25 protein-coding genes, 1 tRNA gene and 3 pseudogenes are annotated in these 24,071 nt (G+C 67.4%); 27 read left to right on the top strand and 2 right to left on the bottom strand.

The window, feature by feature from the left end; genetic code table 11:
* The first annotated feature begins 2 nt into the window (after positions 1-2).
* The 16 genes and pseudogenes from QQK48_RS19580 (at position 3) to QQK48_RS08005 (ending at position 11,738) form a co-directional block, all read left to right on the top strand.
* A complete protein-coding gene (locus QQK48_RS19580; protein WP_348523529.1) occupies positions 3-572 on the top strand; it encodes a flagellar biosynthetic protein FliR in 570 nt (189 codons plus the stop codon).
* The gene (locus QQK48_RS08075; protein WP_284328111.1) at positions 530-1,525 is read left to right on the top strand and encodes an EscU/YscU/HrcU family type III secretion system export apparatus switch protein; all 996 of its coding nucleotides are present in this window, start codon (positions 530-532) and stop codon (positions 1,523-1,525) included. Before QQK48_RS19580 ends, QQK48_RS08075 begins: the two co-directional genes overlap by 43 nt.
* Before the next feature lie 43 nt (positions 1,526-1,568).
* Positions 1,569-3,630, top strand: a pseudogene (locus QQK48_RS08070) (flagellar biosynthesis protein FlhA).
* Entirely contained in the window at positions 3,608-4,222 is a 615-nt protein-coding gene (locus QQK48_RS08065) for a hypothetical protein (RefSeq protein ID WP_284328110.1), read from the top strand. The pseudogene QQK48_RS08070 and the gene QQK48_RS08065 overlap by 23 nt, the downstream one beginning before the upstream one ends.
* On the top strand, positions 4,185-5,015 hold the full coding sequence (locus tag QQK48_RS08060; RefSeq protein WP_284328109.1) for a hypothetical protein: 831 nt from the start codon (positions 4,185-4,187) through the stop codon (positions 5,013-5,015). The genes QQK48_RS08065 and QQK48_RS08060 overlap by 38 nt, the downstream gene beginning before the upstream one ends.
* A gap of 9 nt (positions 5,016-5,024) precedes the next feature.
* Entirely contained in the window at positions 5,025-5,267 is a 243-nt protein-coding gene (gene csrA / locus QQK48_RS08055) for a carbon storage regulator CsrA (RefSeq protein WP_284328108.1), read from the top strand.
* Positions 5,209-6,351, top strand: a complete 1,143-nt coding sequence (locus tag QQK48_RS08050; protein WP_348523528.1) for an Hpt domain-containing protein — start codon at positions 5,209-5,211, stop codon at positions 6,349-6,351. Before csrA ends, QQK48_RS08050 begins: the two co-directional genes overlap by 59 nt.
* Positions 6,311-6,487, top strand: a pseudogene (locus QQK48_RS08045) (hypothetical protein); the annotation flags it as partial. The gene QQK48_RS08050 and the pseudogene QQK48_RS08045, both read left to right, overlap by 41 nt.
* 127 nt (positions 6,488-6,614) lie before the next feature.
* Complete coding sequence (locus QQK48_RS08040; protein WP_284328106.1) at positions 6,615-7,610, top strand: chemotaxis protein CheW; 996 nt, start codon at positions 6,615-6,617, stop codon at positions 7,608-7,610.
* Positions 7,611-7,751: 141 nt separating this feature from the next.
* Positions 7,752-8,072 (top strand): chemotaxis protein CheW, encoded by a 321-nt coding sequence (locus QQK48_RS08035; protein WP_284328105.1) that lies wholly within the window; start codon positions 7,752-7,754, stop codon positions 8,070-8,072.
* A gap of 54 nt (positions 8,073-8,126) precedes the next feature.
* On the top strand, positions 8,127-9,179 hold the full coding sequence (locus tag QQK48_RS08030; protein WP_284328104.1) for a protein-glutamate methylesterase/protein-glutamine glutaminase: 1,053 nt from the start codon (positions 8,127-8,129) through the stop codon (positions 9,177-9,179).
* 51 nt (positions 9,180-9,230) lie between these two features.
* Positions 9,231-9,989, top strand: a complete 759-nt coding sequence (locus QQK48_RS08025; protein WP_284328103.1) for a CheR family methyltransferase — start codon at positions 9,231-9,233, stop codon at positions 9,987-9,989.
* A 96-nt stretch (positions 9,990-10,085) separates the two neighbouring features.
* Complete coding sequence (locus QQK48_RS08020; RefSeq protein ID WP_348523527.1) at positions 10,086-10,418, top strand: response regulator; 333 nt, start codon at positions 10,086-10,088, stop codon at positions 10,416-10,418.
* Entirely contained in the window at positions 10,369-10,866 is a 498-nt protein-coding gene (locus tag QQK48_RS08015) for a chemotaxis protein CheX (RefSeq protein WP_284328102.1), read from the top strand. Before QQK48_RS08020 ends, QQK48_RS08015 begins: the two co-directional genes overlap by 50 nt.
* Before the next feature lie 18 nt (positions 10,867-10,884).
* Positions 10,885-11,247: a response regulator gene (locus QQK48_RS08010; RefSeq protein WP_284328101.1), complete on the top strand. Its 363-nt coding sequence runs from the start codon at positions 10,885-10,887 to the stop codon at positions 11,245-11,247.
* Positions 11,244-11,738 (top strand): hypothetical protein, encoded by a 495-nt coding sequence (locus tag QQK48_RS08005; RefSeq protein ID WP_284328100.1) that lies wholly within the window; start codon positions 11,244-11,246, stop codon positions 11,736-11,738. Before QQK48_RS08010 ends, QQK48_RS08005 begins: the two co-directional genes overlap by 4 nt.
* Positions 11,739-11,769: 31 nt before the next feature.
* On the opposite strand, the gene QQK48_RS08000 is transcribed toward QQK48_RS08005, so the two are convergent.
* Positions 11,770-12,408 carry a M15 family metallopeptidase gene (locus QQK48_RS08000; protein WP_284328099.1) on the bottom strand — a complete coding sequence of 213 codons (639 nt, stop codon included), beginning with the start codon at positions 12,406-12,408 and terminating at the stop codon, positions 11,770-11,772.
* Positions 12,409-12,584: 176 nt separating this feature from the next.
* Between QQK48_RS08000 and QQK48_RS07995 the strand changes: the two genes are divergently transcribed.
* The 10 genes from QQK48_RS07995 (at position 12,585) to QQK48_RS07950 (ending at position 21,959) form a co-directional block, all read left to right on the top strand.
* On the top strand, positions 12,585-12,929 hold the full coding sequence (locus QQK48_RS07995) for a hypothetical protein (protein ID WP_284328098.1): 345 nt from the start codon (positions 12,585-12,587) through the stop codon (positions 12,927-12,929).
* A gap of 46 nt (positions 12,930-12,975) precedes the next feature.
* Entirely contained in the window at positions 12,976-14,289 is a 1,314-nt protein-coding gene (locus tag QQK48_RS07990) for a methyl-accepting chemotaxis protein (RefSeq protein ID WP_284328097.1), read from the top strand.
* The gene (locus QQK48_RS07985) at positions 14,258-16,108 is read left to right on the top strand and encodes a methyl-accepting chemotaxis protein (RefSeq protein WP_284328096.1); all 1,851 of its coding nucleotides are present in this window, start codon (positions 14,258-14,260) and stop codon (positions 16,106-16,108) included. The genes QQK48_RS07990 and QQK48_RS07985 overlap by 32 nt, the downstream gene beginning before the upstream one ends.
* Before the next feature lie 78 nt (positions 16,109-16,186).
* The gene (locus tag QQK48_RS07980) at positions 16,187-17,545 is read left to right on the top strand and encodes a methyl-accepting chemotaxis protein (protein ID WP_284328095.1); all 1,359 of its coding nucleotides are present in this window, start codon (positions 16,187-16,189) and stop codon (positions 17,543-17,545) included.
* A gap of 152 nt (positions 17,546-17,697) precedes the next feature.
* Positions 17,698-18,189, top strand: coding sequence for a hypothetical protein (locus QQK48_RS07975; RefSeq protein WP_284328094.1), 492 nt, complete (start codon positions 17,698-17,700; stop codon positions 18,187-18,189).
* Between the two features lie 7 nt (positions 18,190-18,196).
* Positions 18,197-19,306 carry a methyl-accepting chemotaxis protein gene (locus tag QQK48_RS21515; RefSeq protein ID WP_431308311.1) on the top strand — a complete coding sequence of 370 codons (1,110 nt, stop codon included), beginning with the start codon at positions 18,197-18,199 and terminating at the stop codon, positions 19,304-19,306.
* Positions 19,307-19,373: 67 nt separating this feature from the next.
* Positions 19,374-20,159: a HAMP domain-containing protein gene (locus QQK48_RS07965; protein WP_284328093.1), complete on the top strand. Its 786-nt coding sequence runs from the start codon at positions 19,374-19,376 to the stop codon at positions 20,157-20,159.
* A complete protein-coding gene (locus QQK48_RS07960; protein ID WP_284328092.1) occupies positions 20,131-20,631 on the top strand; it encodes a methyl-accepting chemotaxis protein in 501 nt (166 codons plus the stop codon). Before QQK48_RS07965 ends, QQK48_RS07960 begins: the two co-directional genes overlap by 29 nt.
* 58 nt (positions 20,632-20,689) lie before the next feature.
* A tRNA-Leu gene (locus QQK48_RS07955) sits at positions 20,690-20,772 on the top strand.
* A 221-nt stretch (positions 20,773-20,993) separates the two neighbouring features.
* Positions 20,994-21,959, top strand: a complete 966-nt coding sequence (locus tag QQK48_RS07950) for a hypothetical protein (protein WP_284328090.1) — start codon at positions 20,994-20,996, stop codon at positions 21,957-21,959.
* Positions 21,960-22,006: 47 nt separating this feature from the next.
* Here QQK48_RS07950 and dcm read toward each other — a convergent pair whose 3' ends face one another.
* On the bottom strand, positions 22,007-23,413 hold the full coding sequence (gene dcm, locus QQK48_RS07945; RefSeq protein WP_284328089.1) for a DNA (cytosine-5-)-methyltransferase: 1,407 nt from the start codon (positions 23,411-23,413) through the stop codon (positions 22,007-22,009).
* 165 nt (positions 23,414-23,578) lie between these two features.
* On the opposite strand from dcm, the pseudogene QQK48_RS21510 reads away from it, so the two are divergent.
* Positions 23,579-24,025 (top strand): annotated as a pseudogene (locus tag QQK48_RS21510) (hypothetical protein); the annotation flags it as partial.
* Positions 24,026-24,071: the final 46 nt, after the last annotated feature.

The raw sequence follows: 24,071 nt of genomic DNA, 5'->3' as shown, positions 1-24,071 counted from the left end.
CGGTGTCCGGCTCGCAGGGCTCGGTGTTCTCGAAGTTCTACTACATGGCTGCGCTCGCGCTCCTCTTTGCATCGGACGCCTACCAGGTCGTCATCGGTGGCGTGGTGCGGTCCTTTGAGGTGGTGCCGCTCGGAATGGGCCTCGACCTCGACGGGCTTGCCTCGCTGATGACGAGCGGGCTCACGGGGCTGATGGTCTCGGCGCTGCAGATCGCTGGCCCGCTTCTGGTGGTCCTGTTCCTGGCCGATGTGGGTCTTGGCCTCCTCACGAGGGTCGCCCCCGCGCTCAACGCCTTCGCGCTCGGCTTCCCCCTGAAGATCCTCATCACTCTGGTGCTCGGCTCGGTGGCCTTCCTCGCCCTGCCGCAGGTCATTGCCGCCCTGACCGACCGCGCCTTCGGAGCGATGACGGGGGTGGGCTGTGAGCGAGTCGTCGAGCGAGACCAAGTCAGAGAAGGCCACTCCGAAGCGCATGAAGCAGGCTGCGGCGCGACGGTTCGCTGCAGCGCTCGCAGGACTTCTCCGCGTGGGTGGTGGTGGGCGCCGCCGCGATCACCCTGCCGATGGTGGTGAGCAACGCCCGTGAGGCCGCGAGCGAGCAGACCGGGGCCATCGAGACGGTGGCGAGCACCGCCGATCCCGCGCTCGCGCTCGCGGCGCTCGAGGCGGGGCTCGGCAGCATCGTGAGCACCATGCTGCCGCTGTTCGCCGCCGTGGTGCTCGCCGCAGTCGCCACGGCCGCGGCGCAGGGAGGCATCCGCTTTGCCCCCAAGCGTCTCAAGCCGTCGTTCAAGCAGTTCAACCCCAAGCAGGGGCTGAAGCGCGTCTTTGGCGGCCAGGCCTGGTGGAACGGCATCAAGGCGGCGTTGAAGGCTGCCGCGATCGGCACGGTTCTGTACGTGGTGGTGCAGGGAGCCATCCCGCAGTTGATCGGCTCCGGCGCCCACTCGCTCGACGCGATCATCGAGCAGGCCGTCAGCGGCGCCGTGTCCCTGGTGCAGATCGCCGTGATCGCGGGCCTCGTCCTCGCCGGATTCGACGTGCTGGTGGTGATGCGACGCAACCGCAAGCAGACCCGCATGTCCATGAAGGAAGTCAAGGACGAGCACAAGCAGACTGAGGGTGACCCGTGGATCAAGGGCCAGGTGCGCGCCCGCCAGATCGCGATGAGCCGTAACCGCATGATGGCCGAGATCGCCCAGGCCGATGTGGTCATGGTCAACCCCACCCACGTGGCCGTGGCGCTGCGCTACGAGCCCGGTACAGGCGCGCCCACGGTGGTTGCGAAGGGCGCGGGCCACGTGGCAGCCAAGATCCGCGAACGCGCCGCCGAACATCGCGTGCCGATGGTCGAGGACGTGCCGCTCGCGCGCGCGCTGCACGGCGCCTGCGAACTCGGCCAGGAGATCCCTCCCCACCTGTACGCGGCCGTCGCCCGCGTGCTCGCCTTCGTCATGTCGCTCAAGCGTCGCGGCGCCGCCGTGGGCGTGCACCGTGACCCTCAGAAGGAGGACGTGTCGCTATGACCCTCACGCTGTCCCCGGAACGTCACTCGCAGGAGATCCGCCCATGACCAAGAACCTCACCGCCCTCGGTGTTCCGCTCGGCGTCGTAGGCATCGTCCTGCTGCTGGTGGTGCCGCTGCCCGCCGCGTTCCTCGACGTCCTCATCGTCATCAACATCGCGATGTCGTTGGTGGTGCTGCTGACGTCGATGTACGTCAAGCGGCCCCTGGATTTCTCGGTGTTCCCGTCGCTGCTGCTGGTGCTGACCCTGTTCCGCCTGGGGCTCAACGTCGCCTCCACGCGCCTGGTGCTGCGCGACGGCTACGCGGGCCAGGTCATCGGCGCGTTCGGTGAGATTGTGGTGGGAGGTTCGCTGGTCATCGGCCTCGTGATCTTCCTGATCCTGGTGGTCATCCAGTTCGCGGTTATCACCAACGGAGCGGGGCGCGTCGCCGAGGTCGGCGCCCGCTTCACGCTCGACGCGATGCCCGGCAAGCAGATGGCCATCGACGCGGACCTCAATGCGGGCCTCATCGATGAGGACACGGCGCGACAGCGACGGGCCGATGTCGCAGCGGAGGCCGACTTCTACGGCGCCATGGACGGTGGCTCCAAGTTCGTCAAGGGCGACGCGATCGCCGGCATCATCATCACGGTGGTGAACCTCCTCGGAGGCTTCGCGGTGGGCATGATGCAGATGGGGATGACCGCCGGTGAGGCGATCGAGCACTTCTCGCTGCTGACCATCGGTGACGGCCTTGTCACCCAGATCCCGGCTCTCCTCATGTCGGTGTCCACCGGTCTGATCGTCACGCGCGCCACCGCCTCCGCCGACATGGGAACCGCCGCGGGGGCGCAGGCCACGCAGTCGCGGACCGCGCTGCTGATCGCCGGAGGCGCGTCCTGTGCCCTCGCCCTCGTCCCTGGCCTGCCCAAGGCGCCGTTCGTGCTCATCGGGGCCGCGCTGCTCATCGCGGGCCAGCGCGCTCCCAAGAGCGACGCCGCGGAGGCCGAGGCGACGGCGACGCCGGGAGCCGCGGCCGCCGCTTCCGGTCCCGCCCCGGACTCTCCCGAGGCACTCCTCGAGCAGATGAGGGTCCACGCTCTCGAGATCCAGGCTCTCGCCCGATTTGGTCGACCTGGTGGGTGCCGGTACCGAGAACGACCTGCTCGCCAGGGTGCGGGGCCTGCGCAGGAAGATTGCCCTCGACCTTGGCATCGTGGTGCCGCCCGTGCGCACCCGGGACTCCGTGGAACTGCCGCGGTCCACCTACGTGGTCAAGATCGCGGGCGTCGAGGTCGGTCGCGGCATCGCCCCCGCCGGCCGCGTGCTCGCGCTGGGCGACAGGCTCGATGCGCTCACGGGCGAGCCGGTGAACGAGCCGGTGTTTGGGCTTCCTGGCAAGTGGATTCCCGCGCAGGCTCAAGCCGCAGGCGGAACTGGCGGGTGCCACGGTGGTGGACCGGGCCTCCGTGCTCGTGACGCACCTGGGGTCCATCATCACCGCGCACGCCCCGCGCCTGCTGAGCCGCGAGGACGTACGCATGCTCGTCGACGGCGTCAAGCAGGTCAATCACGCCGTGGTCGACGAGCCTGGTGCCCACGGTGCTGTCGCTCGGCGAGGTGCAGCGGGCCTTGCAGGGACTGCTGGAGGAGCGGGTCTCGATCCGTGACCTCTCGCGCATCTTCGAGGGGCTGTCGTTGCGTGCGAAGACCTCCACGGAGCCCGAGGGACTCGTCGAGGCCGCACGTACGGCGCTGGGTCCGGCGGTTGCGGCACCGTACGTCCGCGACGGAGTCCTGAGGGTGGTCACCCTTGAGCCGGTGCTCGAGCAGCAGGCTCGTCGAGTCGCGCCGTCCGGGCGAGGGAGGCTCGCAGTTGGCGATCGATCCGCAGCGTCTTGAGGGTCTGGTGGCGTCCGCACATGCCCGGCTTGGTGCGGTGGAACGTGCGGGGCATGACGCGGTCATCGCGTGCGCCCCCGCCCTGCGGCCCGCGCTGCGACGTCTCCTGGTGGGGTCGCTGCCGGAGGTTGCTGTGTTGTCGTATTCAGAGGTCACGGGGGCGGGAGTCCCCATCGAGGCAGTAGGGGTGGTGAGCGATGGCGCAGCGATTGCTTCTTGAGGGTCCTGACCCGGCAGCACTGGTCGCGCAGGCACGGCGCGAACTGGGCACCGGCGTCGAGGTGGTCCAGTCGGAGCGGGTGCGCTCCGGTGGGGTCCTGGGGTTCTTCAGCCGCGAGTCCTACGCGGTGACGGTCGAGGTGCCCGATGCGGCACCCGAGGCCGCGGTGATCGCGGCGGCGGTGGCGAGTGAGGACGCCGACGTCGCCGCTGCGCGTCGAGAACTGCTGGGGGCCGATGCCTCGGAGTCGTTTGCGGCGCAGTTGGCTGAGGCCCGTGGCGCCGGCCGCGGCAGGGGCTTCGTGGCGGCGCAGTTCCCCTCGGTGGCTCCCACCTCGCCCGTGGCGCCTACGTCGCCTGTGGCGCCGAGCGTGGCGACGCCGCCCCAGGCCGCCAAGGCCGCGCACCACGCGGGCGCTGCCTCGGTGCTGACGGCGGCGCGTGCCGCCGCGGCAGTCCAGGCGAGGTCGCTGACCGCTGACGGGGACGCTCGTGGAGCCTTCGGGCTCTCCGGTCGCCTCCGGCGCTTCTGTCGCATCCCACGCACCCGCCGTGATGGAGGAGCCCCTCTCCCAGGCACTTCGCAGCGCTGACGCTCGCCGTGCGGGCGCGTCGGTGACGCTGTCCGCGACCCGTGAGACGGGCATCGTGGTGGGGCCGTGGTCGGCTCCGGCCGTCGACGACGCACCCCCCGTGGGCCCCACGGCGGGGATGCTGCTGCGCGCAGGACTTCCCGACCGCGTGATCGACGCCGCTCGGCTCGACGAGACCGTGCCGTGGACCGCGCTCATGGCGAGGCTCGGCGCCGGAGCCACACCTCGCCTCGAGCCGGGCGCCATCATCGCGCTCGTCGGAGATCCCTCTGAGGTACTGCAGGTGGCGTTCCAGGTGGCCGCCTGGTCGCGCACCCCTCTGGCGGACATCGTCCTCGCGGGCACCTCGCCCGCGATCCCCGGGCACGGGCGCCGCATCACCTCCGAGGCCGCCGCCTCCCGCCTCCGTGAGCGCGCAGAGGCCGCCGCGGCGGACGGCAGGCCCGTGATTGTCGCCGTCGGGACCGCCGCGGGCGCCAAGGCTGGAGCCGTCACAGCCGGCCTGGTGGACGCGATGGACGCGGATCACGTGTGGGCCGTGACCGATGCGGGCCTCGCGGAGCGGGACCGAGACGAGCGAGTGCGTCACCTTGGCGGCGTGGGGGTCATTGACGCCATCGCGCTCGTGGGCGCCGCACACAGCCACGCGCCGGCCGCCGCGCTGGGAGCAGGTCTGCCGGTCGCGTGGATCGACGGAGTGCCCGCCTCACCGATGGCGTGGGTCGCTCTGATCGCGGAACGACTGAGCCTTGCCGTGATGTGCGCATCGACCAGGGCCCGCGAGACCGGATAGCCTCGTCTCATGCTCGTCTTGTCTCGCCGCATCGGAGAACGCCTCGTGATCGGGGATGACATCGTCCTCACCGTGATCGATGTCCGCTCCGATGGCGTCCGGCTCGGCATCGACGCGCCACGGCACGTCAAGGTGTCGCGCGCCGAGATTCTCGAGGCCGTGAAGGACGAGAACGTCGAAGCGGCCGCCGTAGATGACGAGGCCGCCGCGGTTCTCGCCGCCATCAGGCCGCCTGCGCCGCCCGCCGCCTGACCCCTCCGCGCCGCACACCTCTCCCGAACTGTTCATCACCGGGTACTCCCTGCCGATGGGGTGCCCGACACGGTGGCTTGTCCCGTGCGGAACGGACCGGGAGAGACAACGATGGACGCGATGGACGAGATCGTCCGCGAATTCGTGGTGGAGAGCCTACGAGAACCTGGACCGCCTGGACCGGGACCTCGTAGACCTGGAGACCGCCACCGACTCTCGCGCACTGCTCGGCTCGGTGTTCCGCACCATTCACACCATCAAGGGCACCAGCGGCTTCCTCGGCTTCTCGACGCTCGAGGGCCTCACCCATGTGGGCGAGAACCTGCTCGCGGAACTGCGTGACGGCAAGCGGACCATGACGACCGCGACCACCGACGTGCTGCTGCGGATGGTGGACACCGTGCGTCGCATCCTCGAGACCGTCGAGTCGACCGGTGTGGAGGGCGAGCACCCCACGCAGGCAGTGATCGACGCCATCCAGGCGGTCCTCGACGGCGTGGATCCCGCACCCTCGGCCTCCGACGAGGCCGCCGAAGCCACCGATCTCGCCGACGTCACCGAGGCATCGGACCCTGAGGCGGAGCCGGCTGCGGCGCCTGTCGCCGCGGCGCCGAAGCGCGCCGTGAAGCCCGTGTTGCCCGCGGCACCGAAGACGGCGGCGAAAGCTCAAGCGCCCGCGCCGGCCGACGCGGCCCCTGAGGCCCCCGCCGCATCCGAGGCTCCCGCGGAGGCGGACGCGCCCGACGAGATGCCGGTGCGCTCCGCAGCGGAGTCCTCCATCCGCGTGGACGTCGACGTGCTCGACGCCCTCATGCGCCACGTGGGTGAACTGGTCCTCGCGCGCAACGCCATGACGAGCCTTGCGGGCGACATGGACGACCCCAACCTGGTGCGCGCCTCGCAGCGCCTGTCGCTGATCGCGACGGAACTCCAGCAGGGCGTGATGAAGACGCGCATGCAGCCCATCGACCACGTGTGGTCCAAGGTGCCGCGCATGGTCCGCGACGTCTCCTCCGCCGTGGGCCGCAAGGTTCAGGCTCACCATGGTGGGCAAGGACACGGAACTCGATCGCTCCGTCCTTGAGGCCATCAAGGACCCGCTGACGCACCTCATTCGCAACGCCATCGACCACGGCATCGAGGCCCCCGCAGACCGTCGCGCCGCGGGCAAGGCCGAGCAGGGCAACCTGACGCTGCGTGCCTACCACCAGGGTGGCCAGGTGGTCATCGAGGTGGCCGACGACGGCAAGGGTATCGACCCCGACATGGTGGCCCGCAAGGCCGTCGAACGGGGCCTGCGCACCGAGGCCCAGGTCGCGCAGGCTGGGCGCCCAGGACATCCTTCAGATGCTGTTCCTCCCCGGCTTCTCGACCGCCGAGAAGGTCACCAACGTCTCCGGCCGCGGCGTCGGCATGGACGTAGTCAAGACCAAGATCGACGGCATCGGCGGCGTGGTCGACGTGCAGTCGACCCCCGGCATCGGCACCACGTGGCGCCTGCGGATCCCGCTCACCCTCGCGATCATGCCCGCCCTGACGGTGGAGTGCGACGGAGCCATCTACGCGATCCCCCAGGTCAACCTGCTCGAACTGCTCGCGATCGACGACGACCAGTCGGGCGTCGACCACGTGGGCAAGGCGCCCGTGTACCGCCTGCGCGGCCAGTTGCTGCCGCTGGTGGACCTGCGCGACGTGCTCGGAAGGACACCGCGCGACTCGATGGTGGGCGCGGTGGTCGCCGTCATGCAGGCCGATGGCGGTCGCTTCGGTCTCCTGGTCGACCGGGTGCGCAACACCGAGGAGATCGTGGCCAAGCCCATCGCCGCGGCGATCAAGGACATCGGCATCTATGCCGGAGCCACGCTGCTGGGTGATGGCACCGTCACGCTGATCCTCGACGTGCCCGCGGTGGCACGCAGGACCCTCGAACTCCAGGAGTCGCTGCCGGACGCGCAGGCCGCGCCTCCGGTGGACACCGACACGGAGCAGATGCTCGTGGTCGCCGTGGGCGATGACCGCCAACTCGCGATGCCGCTCGATGCCGTGACCCGCCTCGAGCGTTTCCCCGCGGACATCCTCGAACAGGTGGGCGGCGCGACCGTCATGCAGTACCGCGGTCGCATCACCCCCGTCGTGGACCTGGCATGGCTGCTGGGCTCGGCGCGTCCCGACGCCGACGAGGCTCGCCGTGGTGGTGTGCGCCAGGGGCGAGCGGGCGGTGGCCCTCGTCGCGACCGAGGTCGTGGACATCGTGGATGCCTCCGTCGAGGGCCGCTCCGAGGTGACCGGCCACGGCCTCCTCGGCTCCATCGTCGTCAAGGGACGCGTGACCGAGCTTCTTGACCTCCCCGCAGCGGTCTCCGCCGCGGACCCCGCCTTCTACGACGCGGCCGAGCCCGAGCTCGTCGCCGCAGGATCGGAGCGCTGACATGCAGTACCAGGCTCGCGACCTTCCGCCTCGACGGCCGGCTCTTCGGCATCGACGTGGCACTCGTCCAGGAGGCTCTCCGCCTTGACCAGCACACCATCGTTCCGCACGCCCCGCAGACCGTCGCCGGCCTGGTGAACCTGCGCGGCCAGGTGGTGCTGCTCGTGGACCTCAGGGCTCGACTTGGCCGCACCCCGTTCGGTCCCGAGGACTCGCCGATGATGATGGTCGTCAACGTCGATGGCGAACCCATCTCGCTGCTCGTGGACCAGGTGGGCGACGTCATGGACGTCGACACCGATCGCCTTGGGCCCGTACCGCCCACGCTCGAGGCGGAGCCTGCGCGACCTCGTCGCCGGCGTCTACGCGCTCGATGACGACCTGCTGCTCCCGCTCGACGTATCCCTGGCGACTCGCGTATGACGGCGCGGGTGCGCGTCCTCGTCGTCGACGATTCCGTCGTCGTCAGGAGGATCGTCTCCGACGCGCTCGCCTCGGACCCCGCGATCGAGGTCGTGGGCGTCGCGCAGAACGGCTCCATCGCGCTGACCAAGGTCGAGGCCCTCAAGCCGGACCTCATCACCATGGACATCGAGATGCCAGTGATGGACGGCATCGAGACGGTGCGGGCGCTGCGCGCGAAGGGTGTGCGCACCCCCATCGTCATGTTCTCCACCCTGACGTCCCACGGCGCCTCGTCGACGCTCGATGCGTTGGCGTCGGGTGCGACGGACTACGTCACGAAGCCCACGAAGGTGGCGGACCCGACCGAGGCGATCGCGGTGATCACCTCGCAGTTGGTGCCCAAGATCAAGGCGCTGTGTGCCGTGCGTCCGCTGCGTGGACTCGGCGTCCGCCCCGCGCAGGCCCGCGGACCCGTGCGGCGCCCCCGCGCCCTGGTCATCGGCTCGTCCACGGGAGGCCCCGAGGCACTGTCGACGCTCATCAAGTCCCTTCCCGCGAAACTGCCGGTGCCCGCGCTCGTGGTGCAGCACATGCCGCCGTTGTTCACGGCCCAGGCGGCCGCGCGTCTGGATCGGCTCGGTCCGTCCACGGTGGTCGAGGCCCGCGAGGGCGATCGCCTCGAGCCCGGCACGTTCTACATCGCCCCCGGCGACTTCCACATGGAGATCGTCGACCGGGGCGGAGCCGTGCGCACTACGCTCCACCAGGGCGAACAGGTCAACTTCTGCCGTCCCGCAATCGACGTGCTGTTCCGCTCCTCCGTCAAGGTGTTCGGCGGTGACCTGCTCGGTGTGGTCCTGACGGGCATGGGCCACGACGGCCGCGAGGGCGCCCGTGATCTGGTGGCCGCAGGCGGCCGCATGATCGCGCAGGACGAGGCGTCGTCCGTGGTGTGGGGCATCCCCGGGGCTGTCGCCACGGCGGGACTCGCGCACCAGATCCTGCCGCTTCCCGCCATCGGCGATGCGGTGGCGACCGCTATGGCGGTCCGCCCGCCGCTGAGGGAGGCACAGTCATGACTCTCGCCGCCGACACGTTCGAGTTCGTTGCCACCTTGGTGCGCAACCGCAGTGCCATCCAGGCTCGAGTCGGGCAAGGAGTACCTGGTCGAGAGCCGCCTTGCTCCCCTCGCGAGGTCTGCGGGCTCGGCCGATGTCGACTCGTACATTCGCGGCCTGCGCACCAACGTGGCGCATCACGACGCGGTGGTCGACGCGCTCACCACCAACGAGACGTCCTGGTTCCGCGACCGCGCACCCTTCACGGCACTCAAGGGCTCCGTGTTGCCCGATCTGATCGCCAAGGGCCGGCGTCACGTCAAGGTGTGGTCCGCCGCATGCTCCACCGGCCAGGAGGCCTACTCGGTCGCCATCACGGTCGCCGACGACTTCCCTGCCCTGACCCTCAGCATCGTCGGCACGGACCTGTCCGACCGCGTCGTGGAGCGCGCGCGAGCCGGCCAGTACACCCAACTCGAGGTGAACCGCGGCCTCCCGGCCGCCACGCTCGTCAAGTATTTCCAGCGCAGCGGACCCACCTTCGAGATCGCGCCCCGGCTGCGCCAGCAGGTGACGTTCAGGAAGCACAACCTGCTCGACGCGCCGCCCGTGGGCGGGCCGTATGACGTGGTGTTCCTGCGCAACGTCCTCATCTACTTCGATGTGGCGACCAAGCGCGATGTGCTGCGCCGTGTCCGCTCGGTCCTTGCGCCCGGCGGCACCCTCTTCCTTGGCGCGGCGGAGACGACTATCGGAATCGACGACGCGTGGGAACGCGTCGAGGCGGCAGGAGGAAGCGTGTACCGGCTCAAGGAGGCGAAGGCTGCATGAAGGCACTGGTCATTGACGACTCACGGGTGATGCGCAGGATCGTCTCCGGCATCCTGAACGGTGCGGGTTTCGACACCGTCGAGGCTGGTGACGGCCGTGAGGCCCTCGATCAGGCTCGAGGCACACCCCGATGTGGTCCTGTGCTGCATCGACTGGAACATGCCGGTGATGACCGGCTTCGAGTTTGTGGTCGAGGCGCGCAAGCGCCAGGAGTGGCGAGACATCACGCTGATGATGGTGACCACCGAGGGTGAGCACGATCAGATTGTGCGCGCGCTCGCGGCGGGTGCCCACGAGTACGTCATCAAGCCGTTCACGCCCGAGATCATGCTCGACAAGGCTCGAGGCTCCTTGGCCTGCTGGACCCGGCGGTGCAGGCATGAGCGCCGTGGCGGGCTCGCTTCCCACGGTGGATGGCGAGGCCATTGAGGCGATCGCGCAGGACTTCTTCGCGACCATGGTCGACGGCGAGCACGGTGTGCTCGTCCCCGGCTATGGCGAGATGGCGCCGCTCGTCGACGCCCGGTTTACCTGGGTTGACGTTCACGGCGAGACGGTCACCCGGGTGCTCGTCGCCGTCGGCCGCTCCACGGGCGACATGCTCACGCGTGCCCTGCTCGCCCTGCCCGACGACGCTCCCATTGGGGACGCCGACTTCGCCGATGCGGCTGGCGAGGTCGTCAACGTCATCGGCGGAAACATCAAGTCGCTGGTGCATGGGGGCGGTGCGTTGTCCCTCCCCCAGGTGGCCGATGCCGCTCCCGACTGTGGCGGTGCGCCGCTCATCAGCGAGACCTGGTTCACCTGGAGAGGTGCACCACTCACGCTCACGCTGTGGAACCTGCCCGAACATGCCGGTTCCGCGGGACGACCATAAGAGAGAGGGGTGGCCACCATGAAGGTCATCGTTGCTGACGACAGCCGCGTGATGCGGCAGATCGTGATCCGTACTCTGCGCCAGGCGGGCTACGACTGGTGGGACATCGAGGAGGCCGAGCACGGCGCCGATGCGCTCGAGCGGGTGAGGGCCACGCGCCCCGACTTCGTCCTGTCCGACTGGAACATGCCGGAGATGACGGGAATCGAACTGCTGCGCACCATGAGGGCCGAAGGGGACGAGACGCCGTTCGCGTTTGTCACCTCGGAGGGTTCGCCGCAGATGCGTGAGCAGGCGGCGGCCGCTGGTGCGCTGTTCCTCATCGCCAAGCCGTTCACCGCGGACACGTTCCGCGAGACCATCGACCCGTTCATCGCATGAGCGGCGACCTGCGATCCACCGCCGTTCCCACGGCGTTCGAGGTCCGTGAACTCTTCGAGGGAATGCTGGGCCGCGAGGTCGAGTGGGACGGCAACGCCAAGCGCGTTGACCCCCTCGACGGAGCGACCGTGGCGACGTATGTCGACGACCTCGGCAACGTGCTGGCCCTTGCCCTCGCCGACGTGCCGCTGACCGCGCGTGCCGGCGCCGCCATCGGGCTGCTGCCGCAGGCCATCGCCGAACAGGCGGTCGAGTCGTCGCTCGTGACGCCGGTGCAGTACGAGAACGCCGTGGAGATCCTCAACGTGGCGGCGTCGCTGCTGAACAAGCCGGACTCGCCGCACCTGCGCCTGCGGGAGGCGTTCTCGCCGCGCGAGACCCTTCCGGCAGAGGTCTCGGAGCTTGCGCTTCAGCAGGCGAACCGGCTCGACGGTGCCCTGACGATTCAGGGCTACGGCTCGGGCCGCATCTCCATCGTCGTGCGCTTCTGAGTGACCCCTCAGTCCTGACCGCCTCGCGCGGTCAGGACGTGGGAGGCGCGTACTCCCAGTGCCACGGCTCGCGGGCCACGGCCTCGGTGAATCCGTACGCGCCCGCGTGCTCACGCATCCAGGCCTGCGCCGTCGCATCGAGCCGAAGGTCCACGGCAAGGCCCCAGCCGTGCTGGCTCGTGCCGGGAACCGCTGCCAGGCCACCCTTGCGATACAGGCCCTTCTCCGCGGCAACCTGCACCTGCGAGTCGTAGTCGCGATAGCCATCGGTCACGCCGATGGTGACGCCGGCGGCGGCCGCGTCGCCGATCATCCTGCCGGCGGCCTCAGCCGCGGGGGCCCACATCCGCTCGGACGAGCCGGGAATGGTGGCCAGCGCCGACTCGGGGATGAGGCCGTTGCCGTAGGACGCCAGCGCCGCGGGGATCCCGTCGGCGGTCATGGTCGTGTCAAGGGTCGTCACCGTGGTGGCGCCAGAAAGTGCGCTCGCCAGCGCCGCCGAGAACGAGCCTGCATCCGTCGCCGTGGCCGTCGTGGCGCCAGTACTGAACAGACCCGTGAGCGACGCCGTGGACGTCACAGACGACGTGGCCTGAGTGGTGGGCTGCAGTGACGCGATGGTCGCGGAGATTTCTCCGATCCGTTGCTGGATCGCACTGATGCCGTCCATGCCGTCCTCCTGGTCGTGGCGTTCCCCTACCCATCGGCAGCGCGACGGCCCCGATGAGAAGTGTGAGAAACGCCATCGGATGCCTTACACGTGTCCCCGCGTAACCGATGGGAGCGGCGGCACGGCACCGCCTCTCCCCTGGCGCGGTGCCGTGCTCCCCCTCGGATCGGAGAATCATGGACACCCTCGACCAGCCGCGTCCCCGCGCGACCCGTCGTTTCCCCCTGATGGCGCAGATCATGGCCGCATTCCTTGCGGTCGTCGCCATCCTCGTCTCCGTGGGAGTGGTCGCGATCGTGCGGCTGTCCCAGCAGGGCGAGCAGGACCTGGCCCTCATGACCACCATCTACGACTCCGAGTGGCGGTCCAGGAGCCGCAGGACGCCCTGTGGCAGGTTCGCTCGCAGGGCATCGCGATGCGCGCGCTCACGGACGAGGAGATCCCCGATGCCTGGGTCGAGGCTCCAGGCGCGCTACGTCACCTTCGAAGACGAACTGGCGGAGTTCTCCGAGGCTCTTTGAGAGCAAGTTCGACACCTCGCTGCCCAACTACGAGGCGGACTACGCCGTGTGGGAGCAGTACAAGCAGAACCAGATGTCGCTGTACGAGCCCACCTTCGTGGGCGAGCCCGTCCCCGCCGAGGAGCGCACGGCCGTGGGCAACGACCTCGTGGCGCGCGTCAACGCGCTCGCGACCCTCATCGGCGAAAGCGTCCAGGAGGACGTGCAGGCCACCGAGTCCTCCACCGCGACCGTCCAGCAGTGGCTCACCGTCGTCATGGTGATCGCCGTCATCGTCGCCGTGGGACTGGGCATCTTCGTGTCTCGCAAGATCGTCCGCTCCGCAGGTGTCATCAAGGCCTCCCTTGAGCGTCTTGCTGAGGGTGATTTGACGGCTGAGGCGCGGGTGCGGTCGAACGATGAGATGGGGGATATGGCTCGGTCGTTGTCGTCGGCGCAGGGGGCGCTGAGGGAGACGATGGCTGAGGTGGTGTCGTCTGCGCAGACTGTTGCTGCTGCGGCGGAGGAGTTGTCGGCTGCGAATGCTCAGGTGGCTGCGGGTTCGCAGGAGACGTCGGCTCAGGCTGGTGTGGTCGCGAATGCTGCTGATGAGGTGAATCGGTCGGTGCAGGCGGTGGCGTCTGGTGCTGAGCAGATGGGTGCCTCGATTAAGGAGATTTCGCATAACGCGAATGAGGCGGCCAGGGTTGCTGCGCATGCCACGGATGTGGCGGAGTCCACCAACGAGCAGGTCTCGAAGTTGGGTGCGTCGAGTCAGGAGATTGGCAATGTGATCAAGGTGATCACGGGTATTGCTGAGCAGACGAACCTGTTGGCGTTGAACGCGACGATTGAGGCGGCTCGTGCTGGTGAGGCCGGTAAGGGCTTCGCGGTGGTGGCTGGTGAGGTCAAGGATTTGGCGCAGGAGACGGCGAAGGCTACCGAGGAGGTGGCTCGCAGGGTTGCGGCGATTCAGGCTGATACCGGTGGTGCTGTGGAGGCGATTGAGGAGATTTCCTTGATTGTGAAGCAGATCAATGATTTCCAGATGACGATTGCGTCGGCGGTGGAGGAGCAGACCGCGACCACGGGTGAGATGAGTCGTGGGGTCGCTGAGGCTGCGTCGGGTTCGGGTGATATTGCCTCGAATATCTCGTCGGTGGCGCAGTCGGCTGCGGATTCTGCTCAGGTCCTCGATCAGATCGGGGCTTCCGTGAACGAGGCTCGCGGAGTTGTCGTCCAGTGCGCACCAGCGTCGAAATCTTCAAGTACTAATGCCGTCCGGTGCCGCCGGAAACGCAACCGTCGGCGGCATCGGCGTCCCCTCAATGAGCACTCACAGGAGAGTCATGGACACCATCACCACGGCCGATGGCGCTAAGCGCCGGCTACGCATCAACCTCTCGGCGCAGATCTTCACCGCTGTCGGTGTGGCGCTCGTGGCGCTTGCCATGGCGGGCAGCCTCGCCACCGTGCAGTTGCGCGCGGGAGAAGCCAGCACGGAGGAGCTCGTCGGTGATCAGTCGCAGATGAGCGCCGCGGTGCTGGCGCTTCAGAACGACCTGTGGAAGGCCCGGCAGGCAGCCGGAACGGTCGCGTCCTATCCCGTCGCCGACCGTCCGGAGCAGCAGGAAAAGCTCGAGGGCGACTACGCGACATTCGAGGCTTCTCTCGCAGCCTTCGCTGAGACCTATACCGAAACCTTCGGCGACGTGCCGGACGAACTCGCCGCCGTCGAGTCCCAGTGGGCCGCCTATCGAGACGCCATGCTGGCTGACTTCCTGCCCGCAGCGCTCGCCGACGATCTCGACACCCTCAAGGCGGTGCGCGAGGGGACAACGCGTGAGGCCGGCACCAACCTCGTCGACAGCGTCGCGGCATTGACCGAGGGCGTGGACGCAGACCTCGCTGCACGCGAGGACGCGGCCGCCCAGCGCTCCGCGACGACCACGACGGTGGTGATCGCACTCGTGATCGCGGGAGTCGTCATTGCCGGTGCCGTGGCGCTCCTCGTCGTGCGCCGCATCAAGGCGTCTGCCCGAGCCGTCAGCCAGTCCATCGAAGCGCTGGCCGAGGGAGACCTCACCGTCGAAGCTCATGTGAAGAGCAACGACGAGTTGGGGGATATGGCTCGGTCGTTGTCGTCGGCGCAGGGGGCGCTCCGGGAGACGATGGCTGAGGTGGTGTCGTCTGCGCAGACTGTTGCTGCTGCGGCGGAGGAGTTGTCGGCTGCGAATGCTCAGGTGGCTGCGGGTTCGCAGGAGACGTCGGCTCAGGCTGGTGTGGTCGCGAATGCTGCTGATGAGGTGAATCGGTCGGTGCAGGCGGTGGCGTCTGGTGCTGAGCAGATGGGTGCCTCGATTAAGGAGATTTCGCATAACGCGAATGAGGCGGCCAGGGTTGCTGCGCATGCCACGGATGTGGCGGAGTCCACCAACGAGCAGGTCTCGAAGTTGGGTGCGTCGAGTCAGGAGATTGGCAATGTGATCAAGGTGATCACGGGTATTGCTGAGCAGACGAACCTGTTGGCGTTGAACGCGACGATTGAGGCGGCTCGTGCTGGTGAGGCCGGTAAGGGCTTCGCGGTGGTGGCTGGTGAGGTCAAGGATTTGGCGCAGGAGACGGCGAAGGCTACCGAGGAGGTGGCTCGCAGGGTTGCGGCGATTCAGGCTGATACCGGTGGTGCTGTGGAGGCGATTGAGGAGATTTCCTTGATTGTGAAGCAGATCAATGATTTCCAGATGACGATTGCGTCGGCGGTGGAGGAGCAGACCGCGACCACGGGTGAGATGAGTCGTGGGGTCGCTGAGGCTGCGTCGGGTTCGGGTGATATTGCCTCGAATATCTCGTCGGTGGCGCAGTCGGCTGCGGATTCTGCTCAGGTCCTCGATCAGATCGGGGCTTCCGTGAACGAGCTCGCGGAGTTGTCGTCAAGTTGCGCACCAGCGTCGAAATCTTCAAGTACTAATGCCGTCCGGTGCCGCCGGAAACGCAACCGTCGGCGGCATCGGCGTCCCCTCAATGAGCACTCACAGGAGAGTCATGGACATCGTCAAGGAGCCGCGCAAGCGTCCCCGTTTCACCCTCACCGCACAGATCAGCGTCGCGTTCGGCGCCGTCGTTGCGCTCCTCATCGCGGTAGGCATGACCGCGGTGACGCAGGCTCAACTCTCAGCATGCGAGTGATGTCGGCAGCATGACCGATCTGTACAACGCCGACAAGGCCGTCGCGGAGGCTCACGAACGCGCTGTGGTCCGTGCGTACCGAGGGGCTGAGGATGAATACCCTCACCCCCGAGGAGCCGCCTGCCGCGTGGGCCAACCAGCAGGAGGCTCTACGCGACCTTCGAGGCGGAGTACGCAGAGTTCTCACAGGTCTTCGCGGAGTCGTTCGGCTCCGAGCCTACGGACGATGCGGGGGTGCCGACATCTGGGTGGCTTACAAGGAGGCGCAGGCCTCGTACTTCGACCCTGAGTATGTCGGTGAGCCCGTCCCCGCTGACGAGCGCCGTCAACTCGGAACGGATCTTGTCTCGGCCGTCAGTCTCTTGACCGACCAGGTGTCGTCGAAGGTGATGACTGAGGTTGAGGGCACCGATGCTCTGAACTCCAAGGTCCGGACGCTGCTCGTGATTCTCCAGGTCGTGGCAGTGGTGGTTGCCCTGGGACTTGGCACATGGCTGACGCGTCGCATGAAGCACTCGGCCTCCGAGGTCAGCAACGCCCTTGAGCGTCTTGCTGAGGGTGATTTGACGGCTGAGGCGCGGGTGCGGTCGAACGATGAGATGGGGGATATGGCTCGGTCGTTGTCGTCGGCGCAGGGGGCGCTCCGGGAGACGATGGCTGAGGTGGTGTCGTCTGCGCAGACTGTTGCTGCTGCGGCGGAGGAGTTGTCGGCTGCGAATGCTCAGGTGGCTGCGGGTTCGCAGGAGACGTCGGCTCAGGCTGGTGTGGTCGCGAATGCTGCTGATGAGGTGAATCGGTCGGTGCAGGCGGTGGCGTCTGGTGCTGAGCAGATGGGTGCCTCGATTAAGGAGATTTCGCATAACGCGAATGAGGCGGCCAGGGTTGCTGCGCATGCCACGGATGTGGCGGAGTCCACCAACGAGCAGGTCTCGAAGTTGGGTGCGTCGAGTCAGGAGATTGGCAATGTGATCAAGGTGATCACGGGTATTGCTGAGCAGACGAACCTGTTGGCGTTGAACGCGACGATTGAGGCGGCTCGTGCTGGTGAGGCCGGTAAGGGCTTCGCGGTGGTGGCTGGTGAGGTCAAGGATTTGGCGCAGGAGACGGCGAAGGCTACCGAGGAGGTGGCTCGCAGGGTTGCGGCGATTCAGGCTGATACCGGTGGTGCTGTGGAGGCGATTGAGGAGATTTCCTTGATTGTGAAGCAGATCAATGATTTCCAGATGACGATTGCGTCGGCGGTGGAGGAGCAGACCGCGACCACGGGTGAGATGAGTCGTGGGGTCGCTGAGGCTGCGTCGGGTTCGGGTGATATTGCCTCGAATATCTCGTCGGTGGCGCAGTCGGCTGCGGATTCTGCTCAGGTCCTCGATCAGATCGGGGCTTCCGTGAACGAGCCTCGCGGAGTTGTCGTCCAAGTGCGCACCAGCGTCGAAATCTTCAAGTACTAGCGCGAACCGCGGCCGGCCAGGAGCGTTGCTCCCGGCCGGCCTCGGCGCGTGCGACGGGCAACGTCCCTGGCAGAACTCCTCACCTTTGCGGGCCCATGGCCGATGGGAAACCAAGTCCCCTCGACAGAATGTCCCCGAGATGGAGGCTCGCCATGGACGGCACGGATGCCGGCATCACCCTTCAGCGACGGCGATGGGGGCTGCGTGCCCGCATTCTCGTCGGGTTCACCGCAGTGATTGTGCTCCTTGGCGGAGCAGGGATCGTCGCCTCGGTCGCGTTGCGAGATAGCGGGGCCACGTCGTATCACGCGGTCCATGACGTCGCCAGCGTCTACTCCAGCGTGGTGGACGTGCAGGACGCCCTCACCACGGTCCGCGTCCAGGGGTCGCGCCTGGGCACCATGTCGGCACAGGAGCGTGGCCTCAGGCGGCGCGTGCAGGAGCAGAACATCGCGCTCCTCGATGCAGCGTTCATGGCGTTCGAGGAGCGGTTCGCCGCGACCTACGGCCGCGCTTTCGACGGTGCGGCCGATGCGAGGGCCCTGTGGGACGAGTACGCGGACGCCCAGGAGGCCGCCTATGCCTCCCGCTCCGACGGCACCACCGCGGATGTGTCCCAGGCTCAACCGTGTGCAGATGCTTGAACTGGAGATGATCGACACGGCCGGAGCGCTCACCGAGCCTTGTCGACGCCGAACTCGAGCGGGAGGCCCTCGCGGAACAGCAGCGCGGGCGCGACGCCGTCATCGTCGTCATGTGCCTGTTGGCGGTGGGCGTGGCCGTCGCCCTCGCCGTGGGACTGCTGCTGGCGCGCCGCATCACCTCGAGCGCCAGGAGCCTTCAGGTGGCGATCGAGGCCCTCGCCGAGGAGACCTCACCGCGGAGGCGCAGGTGAAGCCCGGCGACGAGATGGGCGACATGGGCCAGTCGCTTGCCAGCGCGCAGGCGGCGCTGAGGGAGACCATGGCCGATGTCGTGGCATCGGCACAGTCCGTCGCCGCCGCCGCGGAGCAACTCGCCGCCGCGAACGCGCAGGTCCTCGAAGGCTCCCAGGAGACGACATCCCAGGCCGCCGTGGTGGCCGCCGCGGCCGACGAGGTCAACAGCAGCGTCCAGGCCGTCGCCTCGGGCACCGAACAGATGGGGGCCTCCATCAAGGAGATCTCCCACAACGCGAACGAGGCCGCGAAGGTAGCCGGCACCGCGACCATCGTCGCCAATGCCGCCAGCGAGTCGGTGGGCAGGCTTGGCGTCTCCAGCGAGCAGATCGGTGACGTGATCAAGGTCATCACGGGCATCGCGCAGCAGACCAACCTGCTCGCGCTCAACGCCACCATCGAGGCCGCCCGCGCGGGCGAGGCGGGCAAGGGGTTCGCGGTCGTCGCGGGCGAGGTCAAGGACCTGGCGCAGGAGACGGCCCGTGCGACCGAGGAGGTCGCGCGACGCGTCGCCGCGATTCAGGAGGACACGGGCGGAGCCGTCGAGGCCATCGGCGAAATTGCCGAGATCGTCCGTCAGATCTCCGACTTCCAGACCACCATCGCCTCGGCGGTGGAGGAGCAGACGGCCACGACGGGCGAAATGTCCCGCGGCGTGTCCGAGGCGGCCGATGGCTCTGCATCCATCGCCGTGACCATCGCCTCGGTGGCGCAGTCCTCCGCAGAGTCCACGGAGGTACTGGACCAGATCGGCGCCAGCGTCGCCGCGCTGGCCGAACTGTCCGCACGCCTGCGCACCAGCGTCGCGATCTTCACCTACTAGTCACCGGTGCCGCTTCCCGGTGCCGTGATGGTCGGGGGCGCCCGCTTTCCGAAAGGACTCCATCACCATGCCTCACCCTGTCCCCGCGGGGCGTCGTCGTCCCCGGGTGTCGCTGACCGTACAGATCCTCGCCGCCTTCAGCGTGGGGGTCGCGATCGTCATCGGCGTCTCACTTCTGGCGCTCTACCAGGTGGATCAGATGTCCGCCGGGCAGATCGCGGTGCTCGAGCAGTTCGGCGCGCGCAGCACCGCCGCGCTGGCCGATGCGGAGGCAGAGGCCTCTGCGACGCGCACCCTCATCACCGGTGTGCTGGTGGCCGCGGTGGTGGGCACCGTGGGGGTGGGTCTGGTGCTTGCCTGGCGCATCACCAAGGCCGCACGCAGCCTGACGCACGCGATCTCGGGCCTCGCCGATGGCGACCTCACCGTCGATGCGCAGGTGACGTCTCGCGATGAACTGGGCGACATGTCCACGGCGCTGACCGTGACCGCGGCCTCGCTCAGGACGCTCGTGGGCGGGATTGCCGAGTCGGCGGGGACCGTGGCCGAGGCGGCCCGCGACCTCACGGCGGCGAGCGCCGAGGTGGGAGCCGCATCGGCCCTGTCCGATTCCCGCGCCACCCAGGCGGCCGCAAGCGCCGGCGAGGTGGACCGTTCGGTGCAGGCGGTGGCGTCTGGTGCGGAGCAGATGGGTGCCTCGATCAAGGAGATCTCGCACAGCGCCAACGAGGCCGCGCGAGTGGCGGCCCACGCCACCGCTGTCGCCGATGCGGCCAATGCCAAGGTGGCCGAGGCTCGGCCAGTCCAGTCAGGAGATCGGCGATGTGATCAAGGTGATCACGGGGATTGCTGAGCAGACGAACCTGTTGGCGTTGAACGCGACGATTGAGGCGGCTCGTGCTGGTGAGGCCGGTAAGGGCTTCGCTGTGGTGGCTGGTGAGGTCAAGGATTTGGCGCAGGAGACGGCGAAGGCTACCGAGGAGGTGGCTCGCAGGGTTGCGGCGATTCAGGCTGATACCGGTGGTGCTGTGGAGGCGATTGAGGAGATTTCCTTGATTGTGAAGCAGATCAATGATTTCCAGATGATGATTGCGTCGGCGGTGGAGGAGCAGACCGCGACCACGGGTGAGATGAGTCGTGGGGTTGCTGAGGCTGCGTCCGGCACGGGCGACATCGCCGCGCTAATCGCCGCCGTCGCGGACGCCACCACGCAGGGCACCGACGCGCTCGGCGCTGTGGAGACATCGGTGGGCCACCTGAACTCGTTGGCGGGCGACCTCCGCGGCAAGGTCGGAGCCTTCACCTGGGAGGCTCGAACCGCCTGAGCGACGGTCGCAAGGTGGTCGAAGCCTGATGTGCCAGCGTGCTAGAGTTGCCCGGCACGCGCGAGTGGCGGAATAGGCAGACGCGCACGGTTCAGGTCCGTGTGCCCGAAAGGGCGTGGGGGTTCAACTCCCCCTCGCGCACGTGAAGAAGGCCCCCGGGAAACCGGGGGCCTTCGCTGTTTTCCGGTGTCGCGTGCGGATTGCTGCGTTTGAGGTGGGCTCGTTAGGTATGTCTTCGCTACGGGCTCACGGAGCGAGTTCCTTACTTCCACCTTCCGCGGGACGATCTATCTCAGGTGGTAATCGAGGCGGAGCGACTGTGGTTCGAGGCGAATAGACGATTGAGGTCCTGGGAAGCGGACGTGACCGGGCAGATCGTCGATACTGACATCGACGGGCTCCTCACTGCTGCACTGCTCCATGACCACTTCGGCTGGCCGATCATGGGTTTCTACGACAAAGCGACTCTCTGGCTCGATGCCGACATTGAGCCACCCCTTGACCTCACCTCGGTGGTGTGGGTTGACGCCGAGATGTTGTGGCCGGGAGCCCGGGTGTTGTCCCAGCACGTTCCGGCGCAGCGCCGCTCGGACTTGCGCGCCGTCGGCACGCTCCGCGCCAGTGTCAACCCAAGTGTCATAGCCGGACACGCGCAGGTCGGCGACTATGCGAACAAGTACCCGTTCGGCACCTTCCAATGGGCGTGGTGGGTGCTCAACCGTGATCCGGCTTCGGCTCGCCTCGACAATGGCCGTGGAGTAGGAACAGGTCTCGCGTGGATGCCAGACGGAGGCTTTCAGTCCGTGAACGGAAGATTCCGTGACAACTGCATCAGGTGGGCCACCCAGCACATGCCGGGGAGTCTGATGTCTCCACTTGCACATGGCGATGTCTCGGATGTCAGGGCGAGTGTTCGGGAAGCCGAGGCCTGGCTTCAACAGCACTCAGGTGTCCGGAGAGGATGGGTCAACCATCAGTGGCGAATGCCGATTAGGGAGCATTTGGACGATGCTGTCGACCTGAGCGACGCCAACGGGTTCGGGCAAGCGGGGCTCATCCTTGGCGCGATCAAGACGTTCTATGCCTGGTCGCGGGAACTCGTGCTGCCCCCGAGGTACAGGGCATGGCGGGGTACGTGGATGAAGTCCCAATTGAAGGGGCTGTCCGATGGTTGGCTCGAGGGAGCCAATGCGCACCGAATCGTCTCAGGCGCGGCGCCGAACCCGCGTGACTACTACTGGACTGCCCCTGGCAGTCCGGTTAAGTCTGGGAGGGCGCTCTCTGACATCCTGCCAGGCCCTGCCTACGCCAGTCGCGTGGCGGTCTAGCGAGATCCGCGCTCACACGGCCACGGAGCCCTTCACGTGGCGCTGTTCTATGACACCGAGGCGCGTGCATGGCTCTCGAGCCACGATCTCACGCTATCCCTTGGGGCGTCTGACGCGTCTGCGACCATGGCATAGATTGCGCGTCCCCGATCGGTCGCGAGTAGCAGTCGCTTGTCTCGCTCGCAGTGTGCCTTGAGCACCTGGTTCACAACGCCCACATTGACGCCATTTCCCATTTGCTTGTAAGTCAGCGCGTCTCGCTGATCTACGAACGTGAAGTTGTCCGGCAGGCCCTGCAGCCGTGCCGCCTCGCGCGCGGACAACTTGCGGCGGATGGGGCCGATGATCGGCGTCTGTGTGATCGCGACCAGCGCAGGCAGGTGCGTCGGCCGCTTCACTCGCAGCCCTGAAGGACGCAGTGAGATCACGCAGTCCCACATCGACACGGCATCCTGCGCCTGCCACTCGAGTTTGCGGCGGGACTCAGGGAACTCGCGCACCTCACGCAGCCAAGTGTTGATGGCCTTCGCGCCGAGGAACTCGCGCAGGCTGTCGTACAGGTCAAAATTCTTGCGCAGGAAGTCGGCCTTCCAGGCCGGCGCACCGTCCAGCAAACCTTCACGCGCGGCCTTCGTTGCGACCCAGGCGTCAGCCCAGACTGGGTGGCCGGGCAACCGGCGCAAGGGCTCTCCTGTGACCCGTGCCTGCTCTGCGCGCCACGCTCGCATAAAGACGACCATTTGCTCCCAGTGATCAATCCAGGAGCGCTCGTCTGCGGAGATCTCAGTGCCCGGAACGACGCCGGCCCTGTCCATCGGCAGGTCTTCAACGAGATTCCATTCGCGGCGCATCAGTACGTGCTCGGGAAGCGCGACCGGCTCGGGGTCGGGGTCCATGACCATGCCCTCGGGCACGAGCGTGGCGGTAATGAAGACGCGCTCGCGCACTTGCGGCGACCCGCCGAACTCAGGTGCGATGAGGTGCGGAGAGAAGACGGCGCTTTGCTCGGCAACCTGATAGCCGGCGTTGCGTAGGTGCTCGATGATCACTTGCCACTCGTGCTTGTGACGTGGGCCGGCGAGATTGCGGACGTTTTCGAGGCAGATCAGTGTGGGCTTGCGTTCCCGAACGATCTTCTCGATGTTCCAGAAGAGCGTGCCGCGGACCTCGTCCATGCCCCTCTGGGCACCAGACTTCGAGAACGGTTGGCAGGGAAATCCGCCGGTGATGATGTCGTGCGGCGGCACCGTCACACCGTCGTCGTTGGCGTCCTTCGTGACGTCCCCGAGTGCGGGGTGCTGCCAGTTCGCCTCGTAGACGGCGGCGGCGTGCTTGTCGATTTCGACCGCGTACACGTGCTCGGCACCCATCGCAGAGAGTGCGGCGGCGAAGCCACCGACGCCGGCGAAGAGGTCCGCGAAGGTGATGGCGTCCGAGGCTGATTCATCGAGCATGGGGAAAGCCTACGTCCCACCACTGACAGTGGCGAACGGGCTCTCCGATATCGCTCCAGACGATAGGACGTCCTTGCTCGAAGGCGCGGCCATGGCCACGCAGGTTGGAGTGACGAACACCACGGTCCCGTCCGCAACGGATACCCGATCTGGTAAGAAGTCGGCATGGGCAAAGTGGTGGTGGACCAGGTGCTTCGTGACGGCACACTGACCGGCGACGTCGATACGACACTGAGCCCAACAGCGAAGGTCGACTTGCTGTTGGATGCGTTGCCGCACGCCCGGGCTGAGCGGTTTGCCGACACGCGCACGGTCCGTTTCCGCAACCAGGTCCTCCTCTTCGCCCAGGTGACTCATCTAGGCAACCCGTGGCCCGAGTTCAAGAAGCGGATCCAGATACCAAGAACTTGGGTCAGCGTTCATGACGAAGCCATCACCCAGGGCCTTGAGCCACGGTTCGTGGGCATCTACCACTACGACGATGTCACGATCTTTGTGGACTTCGAACCCAGCACATACGTCCGCAGGAAGGCGAACAACTCTGCTGCGCACATAGCCACCAACGACCTCTTTCAGGCGCAGACGCTGGGCCTGTTCTCACGTATCGATAGTCACGGCAATCACCACAAGCATTCGCTCCGACCTCTTCGCCGCGTAT

Source organism: Demequina litorisediminis (genome assembly GCF_030161615.1).
Taxonomy (GTDB): Bacteria; Actinomycetota; Actinomycetes; order Actinomycetales; family Demequinaceae; genus Demequina; species Demequina litorisediminis.
This window is presented reverse-complemented; position numbering and strand designations above follow the sequence as displayed.

What these genes read in the sequence shown, in the direction of transcription:
- QQK48_RS08015 (WP_284328102.1), top strand. Translation starts at nt 10,369, where the DNA reads ATGAGCGCCGTGGCGGGCTCGCTTCCCACGGTGGATGGCGAGGCCATT.
- QQK48_RS08040 (WP_284328106.1), top strand. Translation starts at nt 6,615, where the DNA reads ATGCTGTTCCTCCCCGGCTTCTCGACCGCCGAGAAGGTCACCAACGTC.
- QQK48_RS07980 (WP_284328095.1), top strand. Translation starts at nt 16,187, where the DNA reads ATGAATACCCTCACCCCCGAGGAGCCGCCTGCCGCGTGGGCCAACCAG.
- QQK48_RS07975 (WP_284328094.1), top strand. Translation starts at nt 17,698, where the DNA reads ATGGACGGCACGGATGCCGGCATCACCCTTCAGCGACGGCGATGGGGG.
- QQK48_RS21515 (WP_431308311.1), top strand. Translation starts at nt 18,197, where the DNA reads ATGATCGACACGGCCGGAGCGCTCACCGAGCCTTGTCGACGCCGAACT.
- QQK48_RS08060 (WP_284328109.1), top strand. Translation starts at nt 4,185, where the DNA reads ATGGAGGAGCCCCTCTCCCAGGCACTTCGCAGCGCTGACGCTCGCCGT.
- QQK48_RS08010 (WP_284328101.1), top strand. Translation starts at nt 10,885, where the DNA reads ATGAAGGTCATCGTTGCTGACGACAGCCGCGTGATGCGGCAGATCGTG.
- csrA (WP_284328108.1), top strand. Translation starts at nt 5,025, where the DNA reads ATGCTCGTCTTGTCTCGCCGCATCGGAGAACGCCTCGTGATCGGGGAT.
- QQK48_RS07985 (WP_284328096.1), top strand. Translation starts at nt 14,258, where the DNA reads ATGGACACCATCACCACGGCCGATGGCGCTAAGCGCCGGCTACGCATC.
- QQK48_RS07965 (WP_284328093.1), top strand. Translation starts at nt 19,374, where the DNA reads ATGCCTCACCCTGTCCCCGCGGGGCGTCGTCGTCCCCGGGTGTCGCTG.
- QQK48_RS08000 (WP_284328099.1), bottom strand. Translation starts at nt 12,408, where the DNA reads ATGGACGGCATCAGTGCGATCCAGCAACGGATCGGAGAAATCTCCGCG.
- QQK48_RS07995 (WP_284328098.1), top strand. Translation starts at nt 12,585, where the DNA reads ATGGACACCCTCGACCAGCCGCGTCCCCGCGCGACCCGTCGTTTCCCC.
- QQK48_RS08050 (WP_348523528.1), top strand. Translation starts at nt 5,209, where the DNA reads ATGACGAGGCCGCCGCGGTTCTCGCCGCCATCAGGCCGCCTGCGCCGC.
- QQK48_RS08005 (WP_284328100.1), top strand. Translation starts at nt 11,244, where the DNA reads ATGAGCGGCGACCTGCGATCCACCGCCGTTCCCACGGCGTTCGAGGTC.
- dcm (WP_284328089.1), bottom strand. Translation starts at nt 23,413, where the DNA reads ATGCTCGATGAATCAGCCTCGGACGCCATCACCTTCGCGGACCTCTTC.
- QQK48_RS08065 (WP_284328110.1), top strand. Translation starts at nt 3,608, where the DNA reads ATGGCGCAGCGATTGCTTCTTGAGGGTCCTGACCCGGCAGCACTGGTC.